At 42.9% G+C, this 12,565-nt stretch carries 10 protein-coding genes; 9 read left to right on the top strand and 1 reads right to left on the bottom strand.

Annotated elements, in window-relative coordinates; all coding sequences use genetic code 11:
* Positions 1 to 414 precede the first annotated feature (414 nt).
* The 4 genes from TY16_RS27105 (at position 415) to TY16_RS26600 (ending at position 2,005) form a co-directional block, all read left to right on the top strand.
* Positions 415 to 549, top strand: a complete 135-nt coding sequence (locus tag TY16_RS27105) for a hypothetical protein (RefSeq protein ID WP_269320300.1) — start codon at positions 415 to 417, stop codon at positions 547 to 549.
* Positions 550 to 573: 24 nt separating this feature from the next.
* Complete coding sequence (locus tag TY16_RS27290) at positions 574 to 693, top strand: hypothetical protein (RefSeq protein ID WP_442853218.1); 120 nt, start codon at positions 574 to 576, stop codon at positions 691 to 693.
* Positions 694 to 824: 131 nt separating this feature from the next.
* The gene (locus TY16_RS26605) at positions 825 to 1,367 is read left to right on the top strand and encodes a hypothetical protein (protein ID WP_052342725.1); all 543 of its coding nucleotides are present in this window, start codon (positions 825 to 827) and stop codon (positions 1,365 to 1,367) included.
* Between the two features lie 476 nt (positions 1,368 to 1,843).
* Positions 1,844 to 2,005: a hypothetical protein gene (locus tag TY16_RS26600; protein ID WP_197028395.1), complete on the top strand. Its 162-nt coding sequence runs from the start codon at positions 1,844 to 1,846 to the stop codon at positions 2,003 to 2,005.
* 213 nt (positions 2,006 to 2,218) lie between these two features.
* Here TY16_RS26600 and TY16_RS13600 read toward each other — a convergent pair whose 3' ends face one another.
* Positions 2,219 to 2,977, bottom strand: coding sequence for a 3-oxoacyl-ACP reductase (locus tag TY16_RS13600; RefSeq protein WP_043932437.1), 759 nt, complete (start codon positions 2,975 to 2,977; stop codon positions 2,219 to 2,221).
* Positions 2,978 to 3,511: 534 nt separating this feature from the next.
* Here TY16_RS13600 and ggt point away from each other — a divergent pair.
* From ggt to TY16_RS13575, 5 genes are all read left to right on the top strand, one after another.
* Complete coding sequence (gene ggt, locus TY16_RS13595; protein WP_043932436.1) at positions 3,512 to 5,281, top strand: gamma-glutamyltransferase; 1,770 nt, start codon at positions 3,512 to 3,514, stop codon at positions 5,279 to 5,281.
* A 326-nt stretch (positions 5,282 to 5,607) separates the two neighbouring features.
* Positions 5,608 to 9,831, top strand: coding sequence for a DUF4145 domain-containing protein (locus TY16_RS13590; RefSeq protein WP_043932435.1), 4,224 nt, complete (start codon positions 5,608 to 5,610; stop codon positions 9,829 to 9,831).
* Complete coding sequence (locus tag TY16_RS13585) at positions 9,824 to 10,009, top strand: hypothetical protein (RefSeq protein WP_043932434.1); 186 nt, start codon at positions 9,824 to 9,826, stop codon at positions 10,007 to 10,009. The genes TY16_RS13590 and TY16_RS13585 overlap by 8 nt, the downstream gene beginning before the upstream one ends.
* A complete protein-coding gene (locus tag TY16_RS13580; protein ID WP_043932433.1) occupies positions 10,006 to 12,018 on the top strand; it encodes an AAA family ATPase in 2,013 nt (670 codons plus the stop codon). Before TY16_RS13585 ends, TY16_RS13580 begins: the two co-directional genes overlap by 4 nt.
* Positions 12,011 to 12,448 carry a hypothetical protein gene (locus tag TY16_RS13575; protein ID WP_043932432.1) on the top strand — a complete coding sequence of 146 codons (438 nt, stop codon included), beginning with the start codon at positions 12,011 to 12,013 and terminating at the stop codon, positions 12,446 to 12,448. The genes TY16_RS13580 and TY16_RS13575 overlap by 8 nt, the downstream gene beginning before the upstream one ends.
* The last annotated feature ends 117 nt before the right edge of the window (positions 12,449 to 12,565 follow it).

Genomic DNA, 12,565 nt, shown 5'->3' with positions numbered 1-12,565 from the left:
GAAATCCTTAATAAGTTCTGTAAAAACTCCCTTTCTTTCCAGACTTTATTATGCTCATTCCGCCTTTTCTTATCCATTTCCACATCGGAAAAGCGCCCCCGTCAATGCGGAGACGCCCAGTGTAATTCATGCTAATTGTAAATAAAAAACTAATTTATGAAAGAGAGTTAAACCTGGGTTTATGATCTTTCAGGGGAGCTGCAACCTATCCATAATAATGCAGTTTACCGTTTCTTTACATAAATTCCCATTACATCTTTCTGTAACCTGTTAAATTAAAGGAATTAGGAATACGAAAAGAGGCTCCGGAGCCGCCGTATTATGCGGTCATTTTTACCTCACAGCTAACACCGAAGATATCTCCTATGGCTGGACAAGCCTGCATTTTTTGAAAGAATGAAAGGCGGAAAGAGCTTGTACAACCCGGCAGAATTGAAGAGGAGTGGTGTATTGCTGGGGAAGTTGGAGGCGGCGACCGGAGAGGCAAAGCAGGCTGGAAGAATGGAAGCAGATGAGAAAAAAAGCATTGGCGTCATCAGTTTTTACTGAGAGCAGGTGAAAAGGATTGACCGGATGCTTATGCAGGAATTGCGCTTGCCTCACTTAACGATCCGCACGGGGACAGTGGACCGATTCCAGGGGATGGAGATGGATTTGATTTTGTTAAGTATGTTGTGCAATCACGATTCTTAGCATGACGATATCGGCTTTACCAAAGGCTACCGCAGGCTGAATGTCGCTCTGTCGAGGGAAAGGGAGCTGCTTGTGATGATTGGCAGTACACAGATGTTTCAAAGCCAACAAAACATTCGGGTGCTAGACAAATGTATTCTCACGTATTGGAATCTGTAAAAAAACACGATGGCCTGCGAATCCTTGAAGAGGTGAGCCTGGGCGTTTGGCCGGGTAACGGGTTGAAAATGGACATTCTCATGAAGATGATACTCCTCACGTTCGAACAATCCCAAATCCGACGCGCAGCCAATTTGTCCGAGTTCCTATTGGTAGAGGAACTGTTCATTGAGGATTTATTGAAGAAAATGCAGCGTATGGGCTTGATCCGTTTGGAAAATGGAACTTACAAACTGACATCGAAAGGGCAGGACCAGCTAAAGACCAGAATCATGGAAGAGGAACTGGAAGAAGAGTTGACCGTACTTTCATACAGCCCGCTCCACGATGAGATTTGGCTAGAGATGAATGAGCCTTTGCCTGAATCGGACGAAGAACTGCTTCTTTATCGGTATGCATATAATCAGAGTGTGGCCAGTTTAGAGCTGATCTTGCAATTTCTCGCTGAAAGAGAAAACCGAGTGGACGAAGACAGCTTTCAAACAGTGGTGTCCGCCGTGAATAGCTTTAAGTAACAGAAAGTCGAATACCTCCCGTGCCTGGATTTTCAATTGTACAACAAAGAACAGGATACCTATTATGCGCGTGTCTGGAATACTTGGCTCGGACGCTGGGATGACATTTGAGAAACAGATAGAAGAGAACGGTTGGAGTGGCGTGACAAGTAATTGGGTTTTCTCGACGGAACTCCAATAGGGAAAAGGGGATTCGTCGAGTAAATAGGATTTTCTAGACGAAACTTCAGTAAGCAGATGGAGATTCGTCGAGTAAATAGGGTTTTCTAGACGAAACTTCAGTAGGCAGATATAGATTCGTCGAGTAAATAGGGTTTTCTAGACGATACTCCATTAGGAAGAAGGGGATTCGTCCAGTAATAAGTATTCTAGATCATATTCCAACAGCCGTAGAATTACCGAGTAGTATGTAACGTTAAAGCGAATTAATTGATCCCTCTAAGAGTAAGCTATTAAAAAACTCTGGAGGGAAAGCAATGAGAGACAACAAAGAAAAGCATCAGAATACTCAATCCAACATTCAAAATGAATCTGTACACGAGATAAATAATATAGATTATGGACTTGAATCAGTGGCAAAAGGCAATGATTTCGCCGAGGGAGATAAAGATAATCCTCCAAACTGCGGTGGGTTATAAGGTGGCATTACCTCTAAGCAAGCTGCCAGGTTTCTAACAACTGAAGGCCTGCAAGTGTATGTAAGAATGTATCCGTCTTATGGAATTTCGAATAATGAAAAGTATACGGATTGGTTTTTGTAGGTAAATACCCAAAAGAAAAAAACGCACAAATGTTGAAGTAGTAACATTTGAGCGTTTCTTTTATATTGGCTCTGTTAAACTATTATATGTTTATTTTACTATCCAGCCACCGTCAACTGGTACAATTGCCCCGTGCATAAAGGAAGCATCTTCGCTTGCCAGGAATAATGCAACATCAGCAATTTCCTCTGCTTGGCCGTATCTGCCTGCAGGAACAGAGTTTACAGCTTCCATTACGGCTGCTGAACCTTCTTCAAAAATTTGTTTTGTCATACCAGTTTCAACTGCTCCAGGGGCAATAGCATTTGCTCTTATTCCTTTTTGACCGTAATCAAAAGACAGCTGTTTGGTATACCCGGCAATAGCATGTTTAGATGCTGTATATGCTGCACCACCGCCTCCAGCTACAAATGCAGCAATGGAAGCAATATTAATAACGACACCTTGACCGTTTTCAATCATTTGTGGAAGAACGGCATTCGTTACGTAGTAAACACCTTTCAGGTTGATGTTAATAGTTCTGTCCCAAAGTTCTTCTGAGGTTTCCAGGGTAGGAGCGTATCCATCCAGAATCCCGGCTGTATTACTTAAAATATCAATTCTTCCATACTGCTCTAATCCTTTGTTTACGGCAGCTTCTACACTGGCTTTAATTGACACATCTATTTCTACTGCCAGTGCATCGCCTCCTTCAGCATTAATTTGTTCTACAACTTTTTGTACCCCATTAAGATTGATATCAGCGGCTATAACTTTTGCCCCTTCTTTTGCAAAAAGGCTAGCTTGAGCTTTACCCATTCCAGATCCTGCACCTGTAATAAACGCAACTTTGTTATCTAATTTCGCCATGTTTACCTCTCCTTTTAATTATATTCAAACGCTCCAAATTAACTTAAGAGCTAATTTGTAACAGGAAGATTGTGTAGTATATCAATTGCTAGTTCCACAAACCCGCTTCGTTAGTAAAAGAAGGACATCACATTGGATTTTGATAGTTGCAAACTATGTATATTTATCAACCATTCCAAAAGTAATTAATATTTTAAAATATATTGTTTTCGAGATTAGTGTAACTCTACTAAAAAAATTGTTCAAAGATAACGGTTTCTAGGTGCCTGTCACTCCCTGGGATTTTGTCGAATGTTATCTAATTGTATAACGGGCAGAATTACGAGAATGATAGGGATTATTTTATGCCAAAAGGGTGGGTCTTTCATTATCTAAACGACAGCTATATGCCAAGGTAAATCGTGTCTTTTTACCCTATTTTTCAAAAACAGCTAGGACTATATATTCAAAATTTATAATATTCAGTCAAATATTTGCTAACCTTCTATTCTTTTCCTTACCATATAAGTGAATGAATGAAGAGGAGGGGTTTGTATGAAGAAAGTTTGGAGAGTCGGTTTGTTTGCATTACTATCTATTCTATTATTGGTTGGGACACTACCGCTCAACGGGCAGGCTAAAAAGCCAAAGTTCAGTTATGACGGTTACAGTCAAGTTGACGTTGGCAAGGACGGAATGGTGGCAACTGCCCATCCGCTCGCCTCTGAAATTGGAGCGGACGTGCTCAAAAAAGGGGGCAATGCGATTGATGCTGCTGTAGCAATCCAGTTTGCCCTTAATGTTGTTGAACCGATGATGTCAGGGATTGGCGGCGGCGGTTTCATGATGGTGTATGATGGCAAGACAAAGGAAACAACAATTGTGAACAGCCGTGAACGTGCCCCAGCTGGCGCTACACCTGATATGTTCCTCGATGAAAATGGCAATCCAATTCCTTTTGCTACTCGTTCAACTGGCGGGAAAGCTGTTGGCGTTCCCGGAACATTAAAGGGGCTTGAAACGGCACTTGAGATGTGGGGAACGAGAAATATGCAGGAATTGATCGGACCTGCCGTTAAGCTTGCTCACAAAGGGTTCCCGATTGATTCTGTCCTTGCCGAAGCGATTGCCGACAATCAGGCAATGCTCTCGCGTACAGCTGCTAAAGACGTCTTCCTTCCGGGTGGTAAACCCCTTCAGGAAGGAGATATCCTCGTACAGGAAGATCTGGCTAAAACTTTTAAGCTAATCCGCTCAAAAGGGACAGATGCCTTCTATAAAGGAGAAGTAGCTGAAGCGATTGCGGATGTTGTCCAGGATTTCGGCGGTTCGATGAAGGTCAGTGACCTGCAGAAATATGATGTCAGGATCGACAAACCAATCTGGGGAGACTACCAGGGATACCAGATTGCCAGCATGCCGCCTCCAAGTTCTGGCGGAGTATTTCTTCTGCAAATGCTAAAGATTCTTGATGGTTTTGATTTGTCCCAATACGATGTAAATTCTGTAGAGAAGTATCATTTGCTTGCGGAAACGATGCATCTGGCCTATGCCGACCGTGCTGCATTTGCCGGTGATCCTGAGTTTGTCAAAGTGCCTGTTAACGGATTGCTGCATCCAAATTATATTAAAGAGCGCCAGGCACTAATCAGCCTGAACAGTGTGAACAAGAACGTAACAGCAGGCGATCCTTGGAAATATGAAAATGGCTCTGCAAATTATAAGGCAACAAGCCAGCCGAATGACCGTAAATATGGGGAGACTACCCACTTTACTGTAGCCGACAGGTGGGGGAATGTCGTTTCGTATACAACGACAATCGAGCAGCTTTTCGGGACAGGCATCATGGTTCCGGGCTACGGAGTTATGCTGAACAATGAATTAACCGATTTTGATGCCGTTCCTGGCGGTGCGAACGAAGTCCAGCCGAACAAACGGCCATTGAGCAGTATGACGCCGACAATTGTGTATGAGGATGGCAAGCCGGTATTGACTGTTGGTTCACCGGGTGGTCCGACAATTATCACTTCTGTCCTCCAAACAATTATCCATGCAATCGAATATGACATGGAGCTCAAAGCGGCTGTCGAGCAGCCACGGATTTACACAAATAACCTAAATTCGTACCGTTTCGAAGAGGGAATTGGCCAAGATATCATTTCGAGGCTGAATGGAATGGGGCATAAATTTGGACCTGCTCCAACTACAATTGGCAATGTCCAGAGCATCCTCATTGACCATGAAAAAGGAATCTTCAAAGGAGTTGCGGACTCCAGCCGAAATGGCGCCGCAATTGGTATCGATTTAAAGGGGAAAAGGAAGTAAGTTTTACGCAAAGAGGGACGGTTCTCATTCGCTTAATGAATGGGGACCGTCCTATTTTACGTCCATGACTATCGCTGAAAATAAATGAAAGCGACCAGCCAAGAAGTTCCCAATAAATAAGGTAAGGCTGCTTACCTGAATTCTGTTTTTTAATAAAAGCTCTTCTTGCAATGGTTTTTGCCCTTTTTCGCTGCCAGAAAAACCGATTTTTATTACCATCGAAAAAATATACGAAAATTCGTGAATTTATAGTAAAAAACTATTTAAATGATATTGGATTTGTGTTGTAATTAAAATTGTAGAAAAAGACGATAGGAGGTCGTGCAATGGGATATCGTCAAGGAGCTTTTGAGTTTGTCGGGAGTTTTTCAAATGAGCTATTGACGTTAATTGTTCAACTAGAGGAAGCATTATTTACACAGCCTCAGACTGTCCTTATGCAGGCTCGGCTTTATACTGAGCAGCTGGTCAAGCTTGTCAGTAAGGAAGAAGGAATTGAGAATGTATATCCTTTAAAGCATGCTGAACGTATACATAAACTTTACCGGCAGAACGCGATTGAGGAAGATTTATATATAAAGCTGGAATGGATTCGGAAAAAAGGGAATAAGGCTGCCCACGATGTGTCTGCCGTTAGTATTGAAGATGGTTTAAAGGCCCATAAATACCTGTTTGATATTAGTGTTTGGTATATGCAGGTTTATGTGAGCTATGATTTTGAAGCGCCGATCTACAAGCTGCCTGTCCCGGAAAAAGGAAGTGGCGCCCTTTCGGAACAGGAATTGAGCGTGCTCATTAAACCGTACCTGGAACAAAGCTTCAAACAGATGGATGAAATGAAGAAGGAAATCCAGCGGGAACTGGATGAACTGAAACGGATAAAGGATAACGCGATTTCTAGCACAATAGAAGAAACTGAAGTGGAAAAAGAAGTCGTCAGTTTCTCGCTGCTCAATTATCTGGAGGAGAAACAGATTCCCTATATTGATAACCGGACTAAGAATGGCGCACTTTGGGTCATAGGCGGTTGGGAGCTGAACGAGAAGCTGTTTCCGCTGAAAGAAAACCGAATTTACTTCCGTTTTATGAAAAAGGGAGGAAGGGCGACTAATTACAAGCCTGGCTGGTTTTTACTGAATAAAAACCTTAATGACCCTAAAGTAGAAAAAGTGGCAGGCGTGAATGAAGTAGAAACTAAATATGATGTGCCTAATGGGGTGGAAGAGCATCCTGTAAAACCTGAACCAATCACGGCCATTCAACTTGAAAAAGTGGCAGCTGGTTTTTGGAGGAAGGCTGGACAGCTCCTTATACCTACAACATTGTTTACTAAAGATATTAGTGAATTTCCGCTTGATGGATTAAAACGTCTGCAGCAGCATACTTCCATCCAAAAGCTTGGCGATTTAACAGAAGAGCATTTGCGAGACATTTATAAGTCATCTCGGGATGATTTTCATGCTGTGCTTGAGGATTTATTCTGGCTTGGCTTCCGCTTTGACGGGAGGCTGGCTTCGTTTCAGCCGCTCTCTGCCACCGCTGTTGAACATCAAATTGTGGTTGCTGGACATGGCGAAGAAGACATCCGGCAGCTTCTTTCACCTCTATTGGCCAAGAAATTCCTAGATAAACAAATAAACAAATTAATAGATTTACATGGCTATCTAGGCCAATCGATTAAATGGCTGACAAAGATGGAAGCGGAGAAGGTAGTCGCGCAAATTGAGGGTGGATTGCAATCAGGAAAAAATTATGATCAGGAAACTTCAAAGGTTCACGAACATCCACATTCTGAATCAAGAATTGTCAATACCAAGAATGCGCCACATTTGGAAGAACCTTACCAAGAAGGCACCTTGGAGTTAAGTTTTCAAGGTGAAAAGATGACTGTTCGCAGTGATCTGGCCAGAATGAGAATCGACGAGCTTGGTATTCTTGGATGTAATAATATGATTCGTCAGTTAATCGGGTTGGGCATGATTTCCTTACGTGATTTTCCACATTCTCTCGATGGACTGCACCTTAGATTGATAAGTGTTGGTGAACGAACGATCAGGAAGTTCTGGGATCAGGTAGGAGAAAAGAATGGACAAGAGAATGTACCGGAACTGCCAGCTTTCGATTCGGAAGGAAATAAACTGGTTTACTTTTATAGTAAAACACTTGTCATACCAAAGTATTTAATGGATTTTCCTATTCGAAAAGAAGATTTTCCTTTTGCAGAAAAAGCGGTTGACGGTATGGCTGCAAACGGGATGGAAAAAGTCGGGGAGCTGCCGACTCAATTTGAGGAGATCGGTAATGTTGAAGGCGCCGGTAAGAAACGAGTTCAGATGATTTTTGACAAGTTGACCTCGCTAATTGAATTGGCGAACCAGCACTATCAACTTCAACAGCTCCCTTTGAACGAAAGGCTGGCTCTTGAACTTGCTTCCTATGAGAACTGGATGACAAGGCTAATGGAAGATGAGGATTTCTTAAAGGCGGAGAAGATATCTCCGCGCTACTTGGATCTTATGCAAAGGCGTTACAATGCAATGCTGTCTGGTACTCATTTGACACTTGAGGTACTAGGTGAACAGGAAGGTGTAACCAGGGAACGGATTCGTCAAATTCTTCAAAAAGGTGATATTCGTGTTGCCCGGAGAATTCGTGGATTGATTGCAATCATTAAGCAGTTAGTTGAGGAATCGGCTCAATTTTTCTCTGCTTCATTCCTGGATCGTGGCCTTTTCTCTCACTATATTCTAACCGTGACACTTGAGGAAGCAGGCCTCTCCATTGTCAGCGTGAATGACTCAATGTTCCTGTCCCTTCTTGATAAAGAGAAAATTGAAGATTACAAAATTGGGATAAAGAAGGAACTGGAAGAAGTCTTCTCTCTACATGTTATAACGCCAACAGACTTTATGGACTTTTGTCAGGATAAGGGGAAAGAGGATGGCGTAAATCCAGAATTTATTGAGAAAACAGCTGAACAACATGTCAACTGGCTGAATGCCGACCAGGGGCTTTTAAAGGGGATGCGCAAATTCCAGGCAGTTGAAATGGTCATGCTTCAATATCCGAACGGGGTTGAAGTGTATAAACGTGAGGAAGAGCTGCTTGAAAAAGCCAATGATCTTATGCCCGGGGAATTTACGGGGGAACGTGACTTTTATGCCATTGCCACCAGGGCGGATGTTTCGGACCGTATTTTGTTATGGGGACGGGGTGTATATATTCATTCCTCATTTGTTACGACCGACTCAGAATGGGTTCAGAGTGTAGAACGGCTTGCACACACAATGCTGGAGTCCGAAGAGTTTATTCACGTCCGTAAGCTCTATGATGCTGTCATTGAAGAGGCAGAGAAGCGAAAAGTACCGAATGAATACGCTCTTTATACATTACTCAGGAAATATTCGACGGGTCTTGTGACAATGACCAAATTTCCGTACATTCAGCCTGAAGGCTCTGTTAGACGGGCAAATGCAGACTATATTGAACAATTTATCCGCGATAAAGGTGGTTCTGTTCAGTTTGATGAACTTTATGAGCTATTTGTTGAAAAACGGGGCTGGAAACGGTTTACGCTTGAACTTAATCTGTCGTCAAACGAGCAGTTCGTTCAGTACAAATATGGTCATTATACATTGCTGTCATTATTCGATCATATTCAGCTAGACCAAATTCCGTTTGTTGTTCAGGCTATCCATAACAATCTTGAGGAGTCTCCATTAATCTCGATTCATTCTGTTTTCATGGAGCATGAGGTTGTTTTGAAGAGCATGGGGATTGAGTCGAAGCAAATCTTATATGCAATCCTGAGAAACCGGGGTGTACCCCATGCGATTTTTGCCCAATATCCTTATATTCTAAAACCTGGACATAAGATTGATTCATTATCGGGAACGCGCTACATTGAACAATTTATCCTGGAAAGGGACGATATTGTTGCCCGCGAGGAAGTCATGGAGTGGGTTGAAACCGTCTTCGGCGGGGACGAAAGAATTCTTGATATTACGTTGAGCAAGGTGCCGGAGATTCTTTACTATGCCAAAGGACAATTTGGAGAATATGTCCACAAGCAAACAATTGGTCTAACCCAAGAAAAAGAAGAAATCCTTCATCAGGCCATTAAGAAACGACTTCCTGAAGTAATGGCAGCAAAGGGTAGGGATTATGCGCTTGTCAGCGATATTTTCGATGAGACAATGCTCCCTGAATTAGATAAAGGGATATTCTGGACATCGGATTTACTGGAGGATGTTATTAAGAAATCTGGTAAGTGGACGGTTCTCGGTTCCTATAACGAGGTTATTTTGCCGCTGGATTCACCGATTAAAAACGAAGTCGATTTTGTTGAATATATTTTATCGCACCATTTCAATGGGGCGGCAAAAGTAAATGAACTGCTCCGGTTCTTAACAGATATTCGCTATTCTTCCGGCAAGATGCTGTTTGCAGTTGAAGAGGCACTCAAGAATGGGGAAGCGCCATTTATGGTAGACGGTGATGAAATCATGTTAAAAAGTTTAATTTTGGGAGGAACAAAAGGGAATGGATAATGTATTGATCGCCCGCTTATCCTCCTTATTGGAGGAAGAAGACCCGCTGGTGCTGGAGCTTATCATTGATACCGTCAAACAGGTAGAGGAAAGCCAGCTATCGGTCGAGGCACATGCAAAAAAACTTGAACGGGTACTGGACAGAAAGCTAATGCAGATGGGAGGTGGTGGTAAATGATTATTCATTCTCTTGAGATGGAGAACTTCCGCCAATATTACGGCCAGCAGGCCATCCAATTTGCTGCTTCAAACGGAGAACAGATTGTCACAGTTGTGCTCGGAGAAAACGGAAGAGGCAAAACCGGAATTTACCGGGCAATTATGCTTGCGTTATTTGGAGATACGAAGCTTGACCAAGATTCCTCTGAAGCAAATATCATCCTGACTAATCTGAAGGCGCTCGAGGAAAATCCAAAAGGGGTACAATCTGCTGTTACTGTCCGGTTCATGAATCAACAGCATTCCTTCCGGTTAACCCGGTCCTTTTTCGCTTTGAAGGCCGAGGACGGAACGATAAAGGAACAACCGTTCAGTATTGTCCTTGAAAATGAGACAACCAATGAATCATGGACGTCTGAAAAAGACATCCAGCCGCTCATTCAAAAGATGGTCGATGAACGTGTTAAGCATTACTTCTTTTTCGATGGAGAGAGGATTGAGCGGCTGACCCGCGTTGCCCTTCAACAGCGCGAAGAGATTGCCATCGGGGTAAAAAATCTGCTGAAGATTGACCATGTGATGAAGTCCAGGGAAGTATTGAAAAAACTCTTTTCAAAAGTTAAAAAAGAGCTTGAACAGCATTCAAAAGGTGAATACAAACGAGCACTTTTAGAGCTTTCGGAAATGGAACAAAAAGATGCGAGCTTGGCCGAACAGCAAAAAGAACTTATGTCAAGCAGGATTGCTTCAGAAGACAGGCTCCAGGAAGTTGACGGGCTGCTGAAGAATTTTGAAAGCATAAAGGGCTTATTTTTAGAACGGGAAGGTCTTGAGAGGGAAGCACTCCAAATCCAGAACTCAGTTTCTGCAAAAATGGACCAGGCCAGGATGATGAATAAATACTTGCCGCTGCTTTTGGGTGAGGACAGCTACCATGCAACACTAGCTAGACTCCGAGGGGAAATTGATTACTCGGCTACTATCGGCATTGAATCATCGTTCATTTCCCAGCTCCTTGAGGACATGAGATGTATTTGCGGGAATGACCTCCATCATGAACGGCATGCACAGCAGCAACTCGTCTCACTAAAGGAATCCGTCGAGGCCTACGAAAAGAACAAAACACTCCATGATTTGTACCAGGCAATTGAGAAGCTATTGTCCTTTCTTGAGGGCAGGGCTGATACATGTGCGGTGATTTTAAATGAAGTTAGACAACTCCATACACAGCAGGAAGAGGTAAGATGGAAGCTTGAACAAATTAACGGCCGTCTCCGTTCAGTTGGAGAGGATGAAATTACGTCTTTGAACGAAGAGCGGACACAACTTTCCCAATCACTTGTGCAGATGGATTTCGATTCGAAAAAGCTTGAAGAGGAACAGGAAGAATTAAAGAAGGAGCTAATACGCAAGGAACAGGAGGTCCAGGAACTTAAACGTAAATCTGGCATCCGCGAGCAGCTCCTTCAGAAGCACGACGTCTTAAAAAGGTCGATCGCTTCCATGACTTCGCTCATCGCAGCCTTTGAGAAGGAAGTCATTGAAGAACTGGAAAGGGCAACAGAGCAAAACCTGCACTATCTGCTTGATGATGCAGGCCGTGCGATGATTAAAAAAGTGAAGATAAAGCCAGATTATTCGATTGAGGTTTTGAATGCCTTCAACCAACCGTTCCTAGCCAACATTTCACAGGGACAGCGTCAGGTTTTATCAATCAGCTTTATAACTGCACTTGCCCAGGTGGCAGGAGGGAATTCCACTCTTGAAATGCCGCTATTGATGGACACGCCATTTGGCCGATTGTCCTCTGTTCACCAGCAAGGTTTGATTGAATACTTGCCTCAGATTTGTTCGCAATGGGTACTGCTAGTCACCGACCGCGAATTCGGACCGGAGGAGCAGGCATTGTTCTCTGAATCAAATGTGATTGGCAGATATTATAAATTAACATCGCTTGAGCCAGGTGTCACAGTCATTGAAGAGGCGAACACAATGGAGCTTGCCAAAGGGGTGAGAATGAATGGATGAAATTGGACAGCTGAGGATTTACGTAGCGGAAAAGCACTTTCCAGTTTACCATGAACTAGGAAAAACGTTATTCTCACAAAACAGTGAATTCTTTATCCTTTGTACATTTGTCGGACGCCGTCTGAACGAACAGGAAGATATACCGAAAAAACAGGAGCTGTGCAGGGCACTAACGCTCACCGATCACGACTGGATTTCGTTGCGTTCCTTGTACTTTAACAAGAATGGAAGTCTTGGAACCTATAAGCAGCTGACCCAGGAAGCCGAGAGATACGCTTTTTCCGGCCTTGAGCATCTGCTCAATAACGAGTTGAAGGACTTTGTCGCAAAAGACGAAGCGGGGAAAGTTCATTTGAATGGAAACCTCGAGGAGCTTCAGTTGCGAATTCTTGAGTATGTAATACAGCAAAAAGAAGAGGCACCGTTTTAATGTAAAGGCAATATATTAATAAGCAAACTCCTTGGGATGAAAGGTAAGTTCCCAGGGAGTTTTTTAACGTTTCCTTTTTCGTTTTAAAGATGGTATAAGTTCTTAATAAAGAATATA

This window comes from Bacillus sp. EB01, from assembly GCF_000613125.1.
GTDB lineage: Bacteria > Bacillota > Bacilli > Bacillales > Cytobacillaceae > Bacillus_D.
The sequence above is the reverse complement of the archived record's forward strand: the minus strand, read 5'-3'. Positions and strand labels throughout refer to the sequence as shown.